The organism is Serratia sp. FS14 (assembly GCF_000695995.1).
Taxonomy (GTDB): domain Bacteria; phylum Pseudomonadota; class Gammaproteobacteria; order Enterobacterales; family Enterobacteriaceae; genus Serratia; species Serratia nematodiphila.
This window is the reverse complement of the sequence record NZ_CP005927.1, coordinates 1,607,873-1,625,480: the sequence shown is the minus strand read 5'-3', so window position 1 is coordinate 1,625,480 and position 17,608 is coordinate 1,607,873. Positions and strand designations below refer to the sequence as shown.

General features: G+C 51.2%; 11 protein-coding genes, 3 pseudogenes and 1 other annotated feature. Of the genes and pseudogenes, 9 read left to right on the top strand and 5 right to left on the bottom strand.

Annotated features, from left to right (window positions below; all coding sequences use genetic code 11):
• Positions 1-55 precede the first annotated feature (55 nt).
• Together L085_RS07420 and L085_RS25190 are read right to left on the bottom strand one after the other, a co-directional pair.
• Positions 56-2,746 (bottom strand): hypothetical protein, encoded by a 2,691-nt coding sequence (locus tag L085_RS07420; RefSeq protein ID WP_144240655.1) that lies wholly within the window; start codon positions 2,744-2,746, stop codon positions 56-58.
• 5 nt (positions 2,747-2,751) lie between these two features.
• Positions 2,752-3,438, bottom strand: coding sequence for a hypothetical protein (locus tag L085_RS25190; protein WP_144240654.1), 687 nt, complete (start codon positions 3,436-3,438; stop codon positions 2,752-2,754).
• Between the two features lie 104 nt (positions 3,439-3,542).
• On the opposite strand from L085_RS25190, the pseudogene L085_RS25185 reads away from it, so the two are divergent.
• Positions 3,543-3,629 (top strand): annotated as a pseudogene (locus L085_RS25185) (IS6 family transposase); the annotation flags it as partial.
• Positions 3,630-3,890: 261 nt separating this feature from the next.
• Here L085_RS25185 and L085_RS25940 read toward each other — a convergent pair.
• Both L085_RS25940 and L085_RS24990 read right to left on the bottom strand, forming a co-directional pair.
• Positions 3,891-4,061 (bottom strand): phage tail protein, encoded by a 171-nt coding sequence (locus tag L085_RS25940; RefSeq protein ID WP_343309670.1) that lies wholly within the window; start codon positions 4,059-4,061, stop codon positions 3,891-3,893.
• A 1,008-nt stretch (positions 4,062-5,069) separates the two neighbouring features.
• A protein-coding gene (locus L085_RS24990) for an IS5 family transposase (RefSeq protein WP_144240653.1) occupies positions 5,070-5,898 on the bottom strand; the annotation gives its coding sequence in 2 pieces (ribosomal slippage) (positions 5,070-5,553 and positions 5,552-5,898; 831 coding nt in all).
• 197 nt (positions 5,899-6,095) lie between these two features.
• Here L085_RS24990 and L085_RS07410 point away from each other — a divergent pair.
• Positions 6,096-6,497: a hypothetical protein gene (locus L085_RS07410; RefSeq protein WP_049870639.1), complete on the top strand. Its 402-nt coding sequence runs from the start codon at positions 6,096-6,098 to the stop codon at positions 6,495-6,497.
• A gap of 35 nt (positions 6,498-6,532) precedes the next feature.
• Here the strand turns inward: L085_RS07410 and L085_RS07405 are convergent.
• Positions 6,533-7,771 (bottom strand): annotated as a pseudogene (locus tag L085_RS07405) (conjugal transfer protein TraG N-terminal domain-containing protein); the annotation flags it as partial.
• A gap of 52 nt (positions 7,772-7,823) precedes the next feature.
• Between L085_RS07405 and L085_RS25180 the strand changes: the two are divergent.
• The 7 genes and pseudogenes from L085_RS25180 (at position 7,824) to L085_RS07365 (ending at position 17,362) form a co-directional block, all read left to right on the top strand.
• A pseudogene (locus tag L085_RS25180) lies at positions 7,824-9,062 on the top strand (IS3 family transposase).
• Positions 8,129-8,245: a sequence feature (AL1L pseudoknot), on the top strand. (Overlaps the previous pseudogene by 117 nt.)
• Positions 9,063-10,701: 1,639 nt before the next feature.
• A complete protein-coding gene (locus L085_RS07390; protein WP_015379054.1) occupies positions 10,702-11,997 on the top strand; it encodes a lysine N(6)-hydroxylase/L-ornithine N(5)-oxygenase family protein in 1,296 nt (431 codons plus the stop codon).
• A gap of 50 nt (positions 11,998-12,047) precedes the next feature.
• On the top strand, positions 12,048-12,932 hold the full coding sequence (locus L085_RS07385; RefSeq protein ID WP_015379055.1) for an ATP-grasp fold amidoligase family protein: 885 nt from the start codon (positions 12,048-12,050) through the stop codon (positions 12,930-12,932).
• Between the two features lie 638 nt (positions 12,933-13,570).
• Positions 13,571-14,485: an alpha/beta hydrolase-fold protein gene (locus L085_RS07380; RefSeq protein ID WP_044030446.1), complete on the top strand. Its 915-nt coding sequence runs from the start codon at positions 13,571-13,573 to the stop codon at positions 14,483-14,485.
• 427 nt (positions 14,486-14,912) lie between these two features.
• On the top strand, positions 14,913-15,323 hold the full coding sequence (locus L085_RS07375; protein ID WP_004937348.1) for a GNAT family N-acetyltransferase: 411 nt from the start codon (positions 14,913-14,915) through the stop codon (positions 15,321-15,323).
• Between the two features lie 27 nt (positions 15,324-15,350).
• Positions 15,351-16,040 (top strand): PAS and helix-turn-helix domain-containing protein, encoded by a 690-nt coding sequence (locus tag L085_RS07370; RefSeq protein ID WP_004937346.1) that lies wholly within the window; start codon positions 15,351-15,353, stop codon positions 16,038-16,040.
• 20 nt (positions 16,041-16,060) lie between these two features.
• A complete protein-coding gene (locus tag L085_RS07365) occupies positions 16,061-17,362 on the top strand; it encodes a cytosine permease (RefSeq protein ID WP_004937343.1) in 1,302 nt (433 codons plus the stop codon).
• Positions 17,363-17,608: the final 246 nt, after the last annotated feature.

Here is a 17,608-nt window from a genome sequence, read left to right as displayed (position 1 = left end):
ACCTCATTATTCAAATATGTTCTGGTCAATGCTTACCGTTCATCAAACGCCTTGGTTAAAACTGCAAATGAATCACTCCCTCAGCAGGTAGCGCCTTGCCTGTTTCAAACAGACTTTGCGTCTCAATATGCTCAGTCTGTAGTTCCGCTACTGGCTGAGGCAGGGAAGTCTTGTCTTGTGGCTTACTGTCGGCGAAATGAAATACCTTAACCGATCCCCAGTCACCATCGGGTTGCATATATTCCAGCCGCTTATGCAGTTTCTCACGCGTCTCCTTATCCATCATCATAATGCCACCTTTGCCACTCGCTGTTAGCTGCTTATCCGTTTCATCTAGTGTCTGATAACTTAACAGCGTGGAGCCAGAAACAAAGGGCAGCGAGGCATGCCAACGGAAGTCGCAATGCACAGGACTCCCGTCTTCCCAAGTACAGTTCAATTGACGTGGGTCGCCTAACTGCGGCCCGACTAGCGGCATATCCGACGAGTTATTCACCTGTGCCTGCAGCCTATACTCTGCTGTCGTTGGCATCGGTTGTGGTGTTTTGCTGGTAAAGCGGGCCACGTCACCTTGGTTACCTTGATACTGCATCGCGATGGCGGTGTTGCCAGCATGCAGGGTCACGGTATCTTGCGGCTGCGCATTTTTTACCTGCACGGTAATATTCATCTTATTATCCAGTGTAATCGTCTGCTCTTTATACTCCAGCGGAAAAATGCTGAGCTTCTGACGGGCGATCTGCTCAACTGGCTTGTGCTCCGTTACCGTACTCTGCCAGGCGACAATGCGAGCACGGATATCCTGATCGATACTCTCAGCCTGAGACAGGGTCAGCTCCACAGGTGATGAGGGCACGTCTTTATTCTCTAGCACCAATGGAATACGCAGGCTGTAGCCTCCGGTAGGTTTTAGCAGAAACTTCGGCTGCAAAATGTTGCGCTGGGTTTTACCATCCCAGTCGCCCTTCAACTCGCTATTACAATCTGGGCGTTCAGGACAAATAAGCATCATTTTTCCTTTCTCTCCCCCTTGAGTTGAGCGTTGCAATCCTTTCGGCAGCGTGATTTGCATGGCGGTGTCATGAATTCCCTCAGGGGTGGCCAGTTTCTCCGCACCAAGCCGGCTGTTGAAATCCACTACCAGCATCACAGAGTCAGTCTGGCCAGGCGAGAAGCGCAGGGCCATCCCTTTATTCACCGCCATCTGGAAGGCCTGGTCAGCTGGGTAGAGGTCTGGCCCCAGTTCAAGGATAAACGCTTGCTCCGGTAACGTGGGAGCGGCGATATCCACATTGTTACCCGTGTAACGGCCCCCGATTCGTACTGTCGTAAAAAACGGGTCGGTCTTATCAGAACTGCGTGTGACGTTAAGCGGGATATCTAGCTTACTGAGCTCACCATGTGCCAGTGTCGCACCACGCCCTGCGGCCATAAATTGATCCTGTTCGTGGCCGTTCCACTGTGGATTGGGTGTGACGGATTGATTGTTCACTTTTAGCGTGGCCTTAGCCAGGTCGCCACCCGATAAGTCCTTATCCAATGAGACCTGCAGAGCAGTCAGTTGCCCGCTGTAACTCTCGTTTGGCTTATTGAGAATATCTGGCTCGTTGCGTCCTTTCAGGCTATAGTCGGCAGGCACCGTAAATTGACGGCCATAGTGATAGACTTTGTCTTTTAACGCCTCCTGCTTTGGCAGCAGCTGGGCATCAAGCTTGACTAGCGGCCTGATGGTAATCGTTTCCTCAGCCAGGTTATAGCTGCGGCTATAGATCTTCCCCTCATAATTACTGCCAACCATCTTAATGGTCGCCTGCGTTTCTGCCATCAGGTTGGCATCGACTTGTAATAGCCATTCACCCGATTTGGGGCGACTGTATTCCAGGGCGTTAAGGTGGCAACCACCATCGCCACGGCGGCTTTCCCAATCGGGTTTACACACGACGCCTGTCAAATGACTATCTGTTGTTGCTGTGTCTACGGCCACATTAGGGAAGTCGCCATGCGCCGTTTTATTTTTTAGCTCCACACGGCTCTTCACCGTCACCGTCTCGCCCGGGCGCACCTTGTTGGTTTCACCCACGGCTTTATTATTCACTAAAACCTCTGTGAACTTACCCTCAAAGTCGCTGCCTTGGGTGATCCGCGGCGGATAAACGGTAATCGAGAAAGGATGAGTAATAGCAATATCTTTAACAGGATAATAGTGATAGGGACTGATTGAATCCCCTCCTATTCCTATCTGGCAGCTACCGGAATAATCACGTGTCCCGCCGCAGCTGGTGTAGTTGCCATTATTACAACTGCCCCGTAGATCATTAGAATTAACATGGAAAGGTAAACCGTTATGGTAAACATAAGTTTTGCCATTGATGATACAGCTATCAAAGGGCTGTAATGTGGTATGGTTCTCGGTAGTCACCCCAATGTTGTAGTCTTGCCCCGCTGCCCAGTCGGCATACTGATTACTGGCAGTGGTATTCCCTAGGGTAAAAAAGGGCACACCGGGTTGTGCTTGATTGCGTTGTATGTTTATCGTTGCCGAAACAGGTGTGGTATAGTCTGGATAAGCATCCGCGCCAAGAGTACACTCGGCAATTAATTGGATGGTACTGGTCGGTTTTAACAATAAACTATTCAGTTCCGCTTCTGTCCGACTTCCTATTTTATTTTTAACATTCAGACTCTTATAATCACCCGCAACCTCGTTCTGATTGCTAGCTGGAATTTTATAATGACAGCTTTGCACTTTATTTATTGCAGCTTTTTTATTTGCAACTTCCGGGGTGATAATAAGTTTTTTACCTTGTAGGGTGGGTAATAAATCCCTTTTTCCAATCCAACTTGAGAATTGGTTTTATTGTCCGGATCTGTTACGGTAAATGAGAGTGTCGATACATCAGGCTTAATATTAAAGTAGTAAGTATAATAACACCTGGCCTCACCACGCAGTCGTTCTGGGGTGGAATATATTGATGGGCCTGTGGATGCGTAACAAAGATCCATCCGATAAGACCCTGGATATTTGAATGACAGTGAAAAATCCCGGTTTTCACCTTTAAACATAGCCTTTAATGTCGCGTCAGATTCCTCTATATAGCGATGATCCGCCCTTGCGTTCCACACCGCGAATATATTATCCCCATGAAGTAATCCTTCTACATCCATTACCTTTTTTAGACTTCCTAAGTGAACTATTTCAATATATTGAGCTTCCGTAGAACACCAATTATCAGTATTTATCAATATTCCACTCCGAACTGGCTTGTTTATATCAAAACTGCACGAATTATTACCGCCAGCAGTACAATTCTTAAGTCCCCCCCCAGTCCATGGTGAAATTCGAGCCCCACCAGCATTACATCCGGCAAAGGCCCCCGCCCCCCATATGGAACAGAAAATTAATATCAATGATTTTAAAATTAACGAATTAAGTTTCAAATGATTTACCTTATATAAAGTTGTCGACTCTGTCGCATTAAGGTATGGTCGGGTAATATGCCGTTTTTTTATGATATTGCCTGACTATGTCTCTAATCAGAAAAATCCACATAATACGCAAGGGGCAATTTCATCATTCAGCCAACCATGGATTGTCACCGGCAGAGCAATTTTATTTGTTGGTTGCCTAAGAAACCGGCAATACCACTTTTGCTGACTTGTCTACGCTAATGCGACAGAACCCATTCCGTCACTTTGTCGGTGGCAACCATCTCAGTGGCCAACTTATTGCCATTGTCAAACGCAAACACCGGTGTCGCCGTCTGTCCTGTCTGAATCGATAAGGACAGCCCGAACGGCTCCTCCACATACACACCTGGTACCGTATAATCCGCCATAAATCCCTCTCTCGTTCCGATTTATCGACCCAGGCTTGTTGACTCAACAGGCCATCAATTGAATTTCAATGTCAGACAATCGGCTGCCAGCCTGAGCTCTTCAAAGGCAACCTCGTTACTGGTCGCGTCCAGGCTCGGCCCGGTCCACTTGGTTGGAAAGGCGTTCATCACATTCCAGGTCACCAACAGTTCAGAGCCGGTTTCATTGGTCAGGCTGATCAACACATCTTTCTTCTCTATCCGGTTGAATGCGATATTGTTTATCCATTCATAAAGTTGACTTTAGTTGGGCATCACGCCTCGTTTGAGCGTGATGGTTAACGGCTCTGCCTGCCCCGGCATCTGAAACTGATGTCCCATCCCGGTAGGTCACCAGCTGTACTGAGTAGTCGAGGCCCGACACTCTGCTGAAACTCATCTGGTCTTTACCCACCGAAACCACAAACCGTTAGATGGGGATTGGATAAGTATTGCCCATCGTCTTTGCATCAAGTGACATGTTATTGCTCTTCATCAGATGCCCCGCGAGTTTGCACAGCAGTTCGTTGTTGCAACTCCGCCTCACACCCCCAGCGGGCATCACAACGCATCAATACCGTTTTGGTTTGCCTGCCTTTCCTCATTCCCGGTGTTGCTTGCAACCTCTGCGGAAAAAACGGGCACAACGCTACCGCCCCCACGCTCAATGTACATGAGGTAACTGCCTTATCGCATGATAAGGCTAGACAGGGTTTTAAATTTCAGCAAGCAGAGATGATTTGGAATATTCTGTCGTTTCATAAACATCAGGGCCCTCAGGCTTTCCTGAAACGATGGAGGGGACAAGCGTGACAGAATGGTGCCTGCGGTGCCCTGTTCAACAAGGAAAGACCCTATAATGTTCTTGTCTGTCCGGTGTCAGCCTCGAACGACTGAATGCCATAAAACCGGCACTCTCCCACTTTTTCGTTTAAGATAATAATGTTGTAATATTGTATAAATATGTTTTTTTATTTCTTTAGCTAAGTCATATTTAGATTAAAAAAACGTTTAGATTGCGCAAGTCTGGAGGTATTAGGCCAAACCCGGCCGCAGGGACAATACATGCCCATGATGAAAAGGTGAGTTCACTCTAGAAAAAGCACATCGAAATGATATTGCAAATGGCAGAACTGATTATGGGCTAACTCTAATAGTTTGGCTCTATCGCATTAAGACCCTATTAAGGCGACATCAGGTAATCTGCTGTTTTTTTTAGGCTGTATGCCGGATGCATCCCAGTTTCACCATTGCCAGATAATTTCTCGCCGTTTTGTCATAACGTGTTGCGATGCGCCGGTATTCTTTCAGGCGACCAAAGCACCGCTCAACGACGTTGCCATTGCGGTAGGCATCACGATCGAGCAGTGCACGACCATCCGACACCATTTTTTCATTTGATTCTCGGGGAATAACCGCTTTAATGTCTTTGTTTTTCAGCTCGTTACGTAATATATGTCCGGAGTAGGCTTTGTCCGCCAGTACCGCATGACCACGGCGTTTCATGCTGCCGTTCTGGCGCTGAACACCAATGCCGTCCAGAAGACGTTGTGCGAACTGACTTTCGTGGGCTTGTCCGGGACTCACTACGATGTTTAGCGGAAGACCGCTCCCGTCTGTCGCCAGATGGATTTTGGTGCCAAAACCACCGCAAGAGCGACCCAGGCCGTTATCTCTGGTGATATCGGAATGTTTTTTGCGCTCCGGCGGCGCATCTGAGCGCCCGAATATTACTACCATCCAGCACAGTGGCCGACCAGTCAATGAGACCGTGAGCATCAAGAGATAAAAGTAACTTATTAAAAATAATGTTAATCACACCGGGTTTAGACCATCGATTAAAGCGGTTATAAACGGTCTTCCATGGCCCGTATCTCTCAGGTAAATCACGCCATGGTGCACCAGAGCACAGCCCCCAGAACATACCGTTGATGATCTTACGATGCTCTGCCCATGGACGTCCGGCTCGTGGAGATGCAGGTTCAGCAGGCAGTAAGGGCTGGATGATAGCCCATGCTTCATCGGGAATATCGTGACGAGCCATAGTTCAATGTCTTGTGAAAACAGGCCTTCTCAATAATCAGTGCGGTGTCCGCTGTACTTGCTTATCAGCTATGTTTTGTCGAGGCTGAATCAGAAAGGCAATGGTGTGCATCAGCCACCTGCAGAGTCAGGCAAATAGCCATTGGTTGTTATTTAGGCTATAGTGGTCAAACGGCTAAGCAGGCGAATGGAGGCATTATGAGCCAAGCCAGAGATCAACAGGCCTACCAGCGCGGTGTTTGGGCTGCCCGTAAGTGGTGTCGTCTGAAAAAGGTGATTATGAGAGGGGATCGGCTTTGCGTATCTAAGGTACGAGAGAACAGGCTTCCTGCCTGGATAGGCCATGTCCCGATTGTTATCGCTCTCATCGCTTCGGTCACAGCAATGCTGTTCGGGTGGCTTCTCGTAGCTGGCTGTATGCTTTTTATTTGGGCGTTCGCATTCATTCTTCAAAATGCTGGGCAAAACCTTTCGGGTGAAGTTACCCATGAAAACAATAGTCTGGAAGACCCAAAAAATTCATCGGACTATGCATACGAAAGTGCTGTAATGAACAACGAATATGACGGGGCTCCGTATAAATCCCCTAGCGATAACTGACCGAGCTGTTGTTTTTCTCGGTCAGTTAGTCTCGGCTACCGGGTAATTTTATTTGTTACAGCATCACCAACTTTCCCCCCAGTATTTTTGGCTGTTTCTGTACCGCTATTCACAGCGGAAGCAATAGCATGGCCAACACTTACACCAGCCCATGACAACGCCCCCATCCAAACGATTGGCAACACGATAAACATGCAGCCCATCACCAGGTTCATAATTAGGTCATCGGCACTATTCTGGAACCCGGCCACATTCCAGCGACTGTGCGAGTCCGAACTGTACAATGCCTCCAGTAACCAACTGTCCAGCCAGCGCGCCAGTTCCCACCAGAATGTCAGGAAATTGAGTGCAAACACCACGAACGTCACGGTAATCACCGTCTTGTACTCGTAGGCCGCAAATGCCAGGATGAGCGGCACCATGATATAGACCGCCATCAGCAGTACCGCCTGTACCATAGGCAACGCCTGACGCATGGCATCAAATGCCGGATAGGCCGCCAGGCTCCCCAGCGCGGTTCCGCCCAGTGACGCGAGCCGGTTAACCGAGTTGTCCAGGGTAAAGTCTGCATTGCCGCCGTAGCCGGCATAAGCACGTCCGCCCTGGGAGACCGTCAGGTTATCCGGGCTGACCAAACGACGTATCACGGCTTCCTTATAATCCGAATCCGGTTGCCCCATCATCTTCAGCGCGGCAGACATCCGCAGCATGACGCCCGGGTCAACCTGTTTCACCACGCGGGCTTCCAACCCCGTTTCGCCAGTTGACCACCATTCGCTGCAGGTTGGATATCCCCCTCGTCCGGTGTTTGGCCGGCCGCTGTCCCGCCCTTCATTCCAGGGGAAACTGGCACGCGGCGTTTTGGACTGCAGGTTGTTATAGTACCCACCGTTCAGGAAGGTTTTCGATCCCAGCCACTCAATATCACGCAGGGTAGCCTTGTCAGTCGTCTGGCCCTGATCGCGGTTCTGCCAGGTATACAATGCCAGCGCGTAGCAGTCATTGGTGAAGTCCTGCAGCTCCTTCGCCAATGCAGGATTATTGACCCGGCTGTGCTGAACCTCAAAACGCACCTGCCGCAGATCCGGCCGGCACGGAATCGTGGCCACGGCCGCCGACGTGATCCCCTTCGACAGTTTATGCACCACCAACCACCACACCGGTACCTTCGCCGTCTGGCCATTCAGACTCGACATGATGTTGGCGTAGCCCGTTTCATCCGGCTTCTTCGGTGTCCAGGTGCCACATGTCGATGCCCGGCTGCTGTCGTACTTGAACCGTACCGGGTTTCTTGGAGACTAAACTCTCAGTGAAAGGAGACCCAAAATGAAATCACAATCCGCCAAACGCTATCCCCCTGAACTGCGCGAACGTGCAGTCAGAATGTTGCTGGAGCAGCGCAGCGCGTACAAATCAGAACACGAAGCCGTTCAAGCCATCGCCCCGAAAATCGGCTGCCATGGCGACACCCTGCGAGCCTGGCTCCGTCAACATGAAAGGGATGCCGGGGGCGGTGTCGCTACCACTAACACCTCTGGTAGCCTTACCGCGGATGAGCGTGAACTTCTCAAAGAACTGCAGCGGGAGAACCTGGAGTTACGGCGCAGTAACGACATTCTGCGCCAGGCTTCTGCTTATTTTGCCAAGGCGGAGTTCGACCGCCTGTGGAAGAAATAATGCCACTGCTGGACATCCTCAGCGCTGAACATGGGGGCGGACCGGTATGCCATGAACTGGATATTGCCCCGTCAACGTATTATTGGCATGACCAGCGTCGGCGCCATCCGGAGAAACGCAGTCAGCGTGAACAACGTGATGAACGACTCAAATCCGTAATACAGCGGGTATTCGATGAAAATTACAGCGTTTATGGTGCCCGCAAGGTCTGGCGGCAGTTGTTGCGTGAGGGCATCAAGGTGGCCAGGTGTACGGTGGAACGGCTCATGACGGAAATGGGGCTTGCGGGCGTGCGACGGGGATAAAAAAGTGCGAACCACGATAAGCCGGAAGGGCGCGGCGGCGCCGGACCGGGTAAACCGCCGGTTCGTGTCAGAACGTCCGAACCAACTTTGGGTGGCAGATTTTACCTATTGCGCCACCTATCAGGGCTTTGCGTACGTCGCGTTCATCATTGATGTGTTCGCCGGCGCCATTGTGGGGTGGCGGGTGTCATCGTCGATGGAAACAGCGTTCGTGCTGGATGCACTGGAGCAGGCGCTGTGGGCCCGCCGTCCCAGCGGAACTATCCATCATAGCGACAAAGGTTCGCAATATGTGTCTCTGGCGTACACACAGCGACTGAAAGATGCTGAGTTGTTGGCGTCGACGGGTAGCACAGGTGACTCGTACGACAATGCGATGGCGGAAAGCATCAATGGCCTGTTCAAAGCGGAGGTGATACATCGCAAAAGCTGGAAAACTCGAGCAGAAGTGGAGTTGGCCACGTTGGAGTGGGTAGACTGGTACAATAATCGCCGTTTACTGGAGCGACTGGGTCATATCCCACCGATAGAAGCTGAAAAAGCGTATCATGCAGCTATAAAAGACAGGGAGCTCGCCGCCTGAGTTCCCGGACTAAAAACTCTCCAAGAAAACCGGGGCGGTTCAAACCCAGCCTATGGCTGGGTTTTTGCTTTTCAGAGACAGGACTCTCCATCGAACTGCGTTCGATTATTCGGCCTAAAGGCCTCACCCTGCGGGCCAGCGCTGAAGCGCTGTTCAACACGGCGCCAGCGCCGGTTGTCCGAGTCCGGGCACCCTATTCAGAATAACCCGCCTATGGCGGGTTTTTCGCTTTAGGATTCACGCTACCTGACCGTACAGGTTCTGATTGATAAAACGACGCCTGCATTATTAGAATATTTTTCAGCCGGTAAACAGCGTGCAAAATTTCAGCTATCTCTGCAAAGCCGTCGGCCAAAAAGGGGAATATTCCAGCATTAATTTGGACAATGCATTGCCCTGCTCAGGGAATATTTGTCGGCGTCGGATACTATATAATGACACTCTTCTGACCAGAAGGGTGTTAACGGAATGCCGTGGGCAAGTTAATCAGGACAATAAAAATAATTATCTACAGATAAGTTGGCATACTAATAATAAAAACAAATCCAATTACATTATCGTGTATCTCGTAATAATGAAGGGATTATGGCACTTCCTGGATTGCATGAAATTTTAGCGTTGGCAGTATAGCACGAGTTTCGATGTAATTATGCTGCGCGAGGTGTTGAATGAGACGCTGATCCTCACCAGATCTCTGTCACCACCATCAGCATTTCGGCTTTCAAAAAAGCTATCCTATTCACTCCTGTGATTCGGCAACTGTTTCGCCCTGGCTGAAGAGTAAAAATTTTCCAAATTAACTGAGGTATTTTTGTTGTCGTGGCCGGTTAACGTGCACCAAAATGATTGCCAGATAGAGCTTGCTCACTTCGCCGTCGTGGCCAGAATCTTTCACTCCCAGCTCAAAAATTTTCTTTTCCTGACAAACCTCGTCCCGCGCAAGTTCAACAAACGGTAAACCAGATAGTTAACGCAAACAATTCGCGGGCATCGGTTTATGCCATTGGGGGTAAAATCTCACGGTGATGAACGGTAACAACAATGGGGAACCGTACGGTCGTCCCGAAAGACAGGTTTAACCCCTTCAGAAAAACCAAGATAACTAATTGAATAAATTGACAAAAAACAACCTACTCAACCAATTTCATAATTTCACTTCTGATTTCATCTTTGCAAAAAGCGCCCGGCTTTTAATATCACGTTATTTCACCTTCTCAACGCCTATTTTAGGGTTATTCTAAGCAACGAACACCAGATCCCGGAAATGCAAAACGAACACAGGCTGGCATATACACCAGAAAATCAGATAAGAACTCATACGGTGGGCATCCTCCCTGGTGGCCGTTTTCATAGCTTGGTGAATCAGGGGTATCGGATTTTTACTTAGGAATATTCATTAAATACACGCGCAAACCTTCATAGGGATTTTCATGGAAAGAAATACGCCCGTAGCCTTTGCCTGATGCGCTACCTAATGCTAAACGGGCATTTTAAATTGCGGTATTTTTGGCCCGTACACCTTTTAATTACATTTAATTCGTGAAGCTTAATTATAAGAAAAAGGCAGCCTGGTTGCTATAAACCACCCTATCTGCAGTCGTATTTCTGGGTATTATTCTCATTATACTGGAGCTTATTAATGAATCAGCGTTTGGATATCATCGGTATTGGCCTTGGCCCGTCGAATCTTAGCCTGGCAGCCTTAGGAAGTGAAATAGAGGGATTTACGGGACAGTTCCTTGAACGCAAACCTCATTTCTCCTGGCATCCAGGGATGATCCTGGCGGATTGCAGCATGCAGACCAACTTTTTAAAAGATTTAGTGAGCGCGGTTGCCCCAACCAATCGCTACAGCTTTCTCAACTATCTGGTAAAAAACAGAAAATTTTATCGTTTCCTGACGACGGAGCAGCGCACCGCATCGCGCGAAGAGTTCGCCGATTACCTCACCTGGGCCGCCGCCGGGATGGGATCATTGGCATTCAATCAAGACGTTCAGCGGGTCGAATTTGACGATCGGCAGCGCCAGTTCGTGGTGACCACCTCGAACAAGGTCTTCCACGCCAAACACGTCAGCATTGGCATAGGCAAGAAAATAAAGTTGCCGGATTGCGTGACGACGCAAAGCGATCGCTGTTTCCATGCCAGCGAAATGATGCTGCGCAACCCCGATCTGACCGGCAAACGCGTGGCGATCGTCGGCGGCGGCCAGAGCGGCGCAGATCTGTTCCTGAATATTTTTAAAGGGGAATGGGGGCAGCCGGCGCAGCTCGACTGGATATCGCGCCGCAATAACTACAATGCGCTCGATGAGGCTGCTTTTGCCAACGAATACTTCACGCCCGATTACGTCGAGAGCTTTTACTCACTGGACAGCGCGGCCAAGCGGCATATGCTGGCCGAACAGAAGATGACCTCAGATGGCATCACCAGTGAGTCGCTGCTGGCGATTTATCGCGCCATGTACCACCGCTTCGACGTCCTGCGCGAGAAATTATGGGTGCGCCTGCTGCCCAGCCGTTCGCTGACGGCCGTGAAACACACGCTGGATAACGCCTACCAACTCGAAACGCGTCATCATCTCGATCACGGCCAGGAAACCTTCAAGGCGGACGTGGTGATCTTTGCCACCGGTTATCAATCGGCGACGCCTGAGTTCCTTGAGCCTTTGGCCCACCGGTTGTTAAAGACTGCGGACGGCGAATACCGCATAGCCCCGGACTTTACCTTTGAGTGGGAAGGCCCAGCGGAGAACTGCTTATTTGCGATGAACGCCAGTATGCATAATCACGGCATTGCCGATCCTCAGCTGAGCCTGATGGCCTGGCGATCGGCCCGCATTCTTAATCGGGCGTTAGACCACAAGCCATTTGATCTGGGAACAACGCCGACAGCCATTCAATGGCGCAGTGAAAGCGTACCGCCCGCGTTTTAAATACAAGAACGTCTTAATCATTGTCACTATGCTTTGATGGAATTACGTATATGAAGAGACAATTCAAGAAGTTTATTCTGAATCAGCTGGCCGTATTAGCCCCCGAGTTCAAGGCCCGATTGATATACAAAAGGGCATTTGGCAAACCGCTGAATTTACAGTCGCCCTCAACCTGGAATGAAAAAATAAATCATCTTAAGTTGAATGACTACAGTAATAACGCATTAGTGACTCAATGTGCAGATAAATATGCGGTGAGAGAGTACATCAAAGAAAAGGGATGCGAAGAGATTCTTAATGAGTTGTATTTTTCCTGTGATTCAGTGCAGGAAATACCGTGGGAAACGCTGCCTGATAAATTTGTCATTAAGGGAAACCACGGTTCAGGGTATAATTTAATTTGCCAAAATAAACAATCGTTGAACATTAAAAGCGCCTCTCATCTGATCGATGGATGGATGAAAGACGATTACTGGAAAACCTATGTAGAACTCAACTACAAAGGGATACAAAAAAAGATCATTGGGGAAAAGTATATCGAATCGACCAATGGTCACGGGCCTGAAGACTATAAAATCTATTGTTTCCGCGGTGTGCCTTACTGCACCTTGCTGTGCGTCGGCAGGGATACCGGGACGCCAAAATATTACTTCTTCGACAAAGAGTTCAAGTTCCTTTGCTATAGCGAAGACTGTCTGGCATTGAGCCAGGAGGAGATAGACGCTTTCGTGAAACCTGAGGGATATGATGAGCTGTTTGAGTACGCCACTCGCTTGTCGGCGCCCTTTGAGTTTGTTCGCGTTGATTTCTACATCTCGCAAGGCCAGATCATTTTTGGCGAGCTAACCTTTACCCCTTCCGCCGGATTGGATACGGATATTTTGCCGCCGACCGATATTTTGCTTGGCAAGATGCTGACGCTGCAGCAGCACTGATTTTCACCGGACGCCCACAGGGAAGATCGGGCGGCGCAGTGCCCAGCGCGAGAGGAATACCGGCCGACATGTTCGCAACCTGCCGGCCGGTATTGCCCTGAAGGTATCGGGCCCATGATCTCGCTTGTTCATACCGCCGTTACAGAAAAACCCCGCCACCTATCCCTGATAGCCCGCAACCGACCCAGGCGCAATACCTCAGCCGGACCACATAACCATTTGAAAAATAATGGTATTAAATGATCAATAAGAATCACTTACATATTTATAATAAAATGTTCTATATGTATAGGAAGCTATAATATAAGATACCGGAAAGTTTCCCTGGTGTTGTTGTGTGTCTTTGCCCTATTTTATAGGGCTTTTTTTGCTAAAAATCGTTGATAACCGTGTATTTCCCCCGCTATTCGCCATTCCCCTCCCCATAAAAACCATAACCATTTCTAATTAATTGCAATCTCTCTTATTCCTGACTTACCAATAATAACAATGAGTTGCTATTAACCCGGCAAAGCAACTGGCGGCCCTCTTCCGGGTTTTGGCCGCCATTCGCGGCCGGAATGTCCGCCCTAAAGGTAGGTTTTTGCCGGGCGCGAACGGATGCTACTATCGGCCTTTTTCCGAAGGTGTTAACCCACATGTTTTTGTCCAACCGGCATTTTATCTCTGCGCTTCTAGCGCTCGCCATCGGCTTTTGGCTGCCGGGTTCCGTGCTGGCCAGGCCCGATTTGGAACGCAAGATCGGCACTACCGTAGCCGATAGCGATTCTGCGGATTACCGCTTCAGCGACCTGCGCTTCACCTCCGCCGATGGCCGACGGCATTACCGCGTTCGCATCGCCCAACCGCATCGGGCACCTGAGCCGGGCGGCTATCCAACGGTTTATTTCCTCGACGGCAACGCGGTGCTGATGGAGTTAAACGCCGCCTTACTGGCCAAATTGGCAGCGGCGAAGCGGGCGCCGGTGCTGGTCATGATCGGCTATGACAACGATCTGCGCATCGATGCCGCCGGCCGCGCCTACGACTATACGCTCCCTCTGCCGGCAGGCATGAAGACACCGCCGCGGGCCGGCGGGGGCGCGGATGCGTTCCTGCAATTGATTGAAACTCGGATCAAACCGGCGATCGCCGCCAGACTGGCGGTCGATCCGCAGCGGCAGACGCTGTGGGGGCACTCCTACGGCGGGCTCTTCGTTCTGCACACGTTGTTTACCCATCCTGCCGCCTTTCAGCGCTATATCGCCGTGGAACCCTCGCTGTGGTGGGGCAACGGCATGATCCTGCAAGAAACGCAGCAGATGACGGAACGGCGCGCGGCGCCGGCGATAAGGCTGCAACTGTGGGTTGGCCTGGCGGAACGCGATCGCGCGGCCCCGCCCGGTGTAAAGAGCCCCGCTCTGCCGGCGGACGCAACGCATTTGCTGGCCGAACAGCTGGCGCAGCTCGACGGTTTCACCGTCGGCTATCGGGAATGGCCCGCCTTAGGGCACGGCGCCATGCTGGGCGCGACCATCGAGCCGGCGCTGGGCAGCGTCATCGCAGAAGACTGAATTCGCGGCTCAGAAGGCATCGGCCACATTTTCATCTGCGGCGCATATCTTCTGATAAGAAGAGTGTTTAATATCTGAGACAGAGAACGGTGGCCGCGGGCGGGCGCGTCAAAAAACAAAGTGGCTCCCCCGTCGGCAAGTGAGCTTGCTCTATCCGGTGGAGCCATACAGTACTGCAGTTTTCCCGGTGGGGCCCTGGTGAGGCGCAAGTAGGAAAAGATGGTGTAAGCAGGGCATTTCAGCGTTTTAATACCGCCTGTTTCACTATTTTCTTCTCCCTGTGGCGCCTATCATAAGCGCCCGTTCACCAGGCGGAAAAGGGTGAAAACCACCCTTGAAATACATTAACGAAAGTGATATTAGAAACGGTTGGGGCGAAAGCGCCTAGTTCAGTTTTGAATAATTAAATCAGGGAATTATATTAAAAATGAATATTAATATCACCGACAAACCCAACCCGCAGGATGAAGAGTTCGTTATCGACAGCCTTTGGGCGCACAATCACAAAACCCAGCCCGTAGACATTCACCCGCTGTTCCTGACCGTTACCGACGACAACCAGCAGATCGTCGGCGGCCTGGTCGCGCGCACCTGGTGGGGCGGCCTGGAAGTGCAATATCTGTGGGTTGGCGATCAATGCCGCAAAAGCGGGTATGGCCGCCAATTGATGGAGTTGGCCGAAGAAGAAGCCCGCAAGCGCGGTTGCCATATGGCCTATGTCGATACCTTCGATTTCCAGGCCAGAGGCTTCTACGAAAAATTGGGCTACCGGGTCTACGGCGAGCTGGGCGACTATGCGCATCGCCACACCCGCCATTATCTGGCTAAAAGCCTGTAACGCGGCCTGAGCGGCACAGAGGTGGGTATGGGTTCATCACATAAAAATAATGAATCTTATTTTAAGGGCCTCATCACCATGATGGAGCACCTGAGCGAACCCTGGGGCATCAAAGACCACCTGTCCCGCCACCTCTATATGAACCGCGCCGCTTATCTCTATACCAATACGCCGCTGAATTTCGACGTCGCCGGCAAATATGACCACGAGTTCCCCGCCGACTGGGCCGACTCCGCCGCCGACTTTATCGAGCATGACAAAATGACCGAAGCGGCGCGCGATCGGGTCACGGTCATAGAAACGCACTACTGGTACGGCAAAGACAGCCTGACGCCGTTTATCAGCGAAAAGCTGCCGGTGTACAACGATGACAAACAGGTGATTGGCGTGATCTGGAACGCCAAGCCGATGAACAGCCTGTCACCGCTGAAGTACATCAATCAGCAAAAACCCAGCGTGTTGACCACCGAAGTCAATAACGAGCTGTTCACCCGTGCCGAACTCGATGTTATTTTCCTTATGCTGCAACGATTTACGGTGAAAGAGATCGCCAAAATCTATAATGTCAGCAATAAGACCATCGAAAACCGCATTTATAACATTTACCAGAAGGCCAACGTGCATACTCAGCAGCAATTTGAGGAATACTGCAAATACGCCAATCTGGATAACTACATTCCCGATCGCCTGATAACCAAAGGCATTCAGTTTATTTGAACCGCAAGGAAGATCTCACCGTGATAAAGATCGAAGATTATCCGCTCACCCGGGTGCCGCAGGATAAACGAGTTTCGTTTTTAAGCGTGGCCATCGTGCATATGGGCATGCTGACCGCACTGGACCAGTTCATGCTCGGCGCCGTACTCGGCAATTCCATGACGCTGATTGACGCCTTCACCGCCATCTTCGTCGGCAGCCTGATCTTCGGCGTGGTGACCTACGGCCTGGGGCTGGCGGGCATGCGCGAAGGCATTTCCGGCAGCCTGCTGGCGCGCTGGTGCGGCTTCGGCCGTCTGGGCTCGGTGCTGATAGGCGTGGTGGTTGCCGTCAGCCTGCTGGGTTGGTTCGGCATTCAGAACGCCATTTTCGCCAAGTCGCTCGACTTCGCGCTCGGCAATAAGCTGGGCTTCGGCCTGGCCGCCGGGCTCTCGGGCACGCTATTGACCATCCTGGTGGCATTCGGCTTCAAGGCGCTGCGCATCGCCGCCCGTATCGCGGTGCCGATGTTCATCATGCTGGTGGCCTATATTTCGGTGACCGCGCTTTCCGGCCATAACCTGCAGGAGATCATCCAGCTGGCGCCGCCGGGTGAACCGCTGACCATCAGCGCCGGCATCACCATCGTCGTCGGCGGCGCCATCGTGGCCAGCCTGATGACCCCCGATCTGACCCGTTACTCCAAAAACGGCAAGCACGTGCTCGGCGTCACGCTCTTCACCATTATCGCCGGCGAGTTCGTGGTGAACGGCCTGGCGATCCTGATCGCCAAAACCCTGGGCACCGCGGATGTGGTCACCATCATGTCGCAAGCGGCCGGCGGCGCCGGTTTGCTGGTGGTGGTGTTTTCCACCCTGCGCGTCAACGATCTCAACCTGTACTCTTCTTCGCTGGGCATCGTCAATGCGGTGGAAGGCATCACCGGCAAGAAGCTGAAGTACACCTACACTACGCTGGTGATCGGTATTCTGGGCACCACCCTGTCGGTGCTGGGCATTCTTGACCGCTTTGTCGACTTTCTGACGGTGCTTGGCGTGGTCTTCCCGCCGATTATCGGCATCATGCTGGTGGACTATTATCTGCTGCGCAGCCACCGCAAGATCCTGGATGAGAGCCGCCGAACCGGCCAGCTGCCGAACGAAACGCCAACTATCGGCTGGGCGGCGATCGTCGCCAGCATCGCCGGCGGCGCCGTTGGTCTGGCAACCGAATGGGGCGTACCGACCATCAATTCCCTGGTCGCTGCCAGCCTGCTGTATTGGCTGCTTAAACTGGTCTTCAGCCGGGCGCAAAAACCGCTGGCATCACAGAAATCGCTCTGATTTTCGTGAACGCGGTAATGCACTCCTCCGGTAACGGGGGAGTGTTAGACGCTCGAAAAGGGGATTCAATGCAAAAGAATGAGCCGATCGCGCAGACAAACGGCCATGGTGGTTAGGGTCCCTGGTGTCGGTAGCAAGCTATCCATTATGCTCAGAGTGTGGCAACGCCCCCTCTGAGCTTTTTATTATAAAAACTGTCGGCTTCCGTGTTTTGATCATAAAGAGAAACTTCAGCTTGCATGAACA

What these genes read in the sequence shown, in the direction of transcription:
- L085_RS07375 (WP_004937348.1), top strand. Translation starts at nt 14,913, where the DNA reads ATGAATATTAATATCACCGACAAACCCAACCCGCAGGATGAAGAGTTC.
- L085_RS07410 (WP_049870639.1), top strand. Translation starts at nt 6,096, where the DNA reads ATGAGCCAAGCCAGAGATCAACAGGCCTACCAGCGCGGTGTTTGGGCT.
- L085_RS07380 (WP_044030446.1), top strand. Translation starts at nt 13,571, where the DNA reads ATGTTTTTGTCCAACCGGCATTTTATCTCTGCGCTTCTAGCGCTCGCC.
- L085_RS07390 (WP_015379054.1), top strand. Translation starts at nt 10,702, where the DNA reads ATGAATCAGCGTTTGGATATCATCGGTATTGGCCTTGGCCCGTCGAAT.
- L085_RS07385 (WP_015379055.1), top strand. Translation starts at nt 12,048, where the DNA reads ATGAAGAGACAATTCAAGAAGTTTATTCTGAATCAGCTGGCCGTATTA.
- L085_RS07370 (WP_004937346.1), top strand. Translation starts at nt 15,351, where the DNA reads ATGGGTTCATCACATAAAAATAATGAATCTTATTTTAAGGGCCTCATC.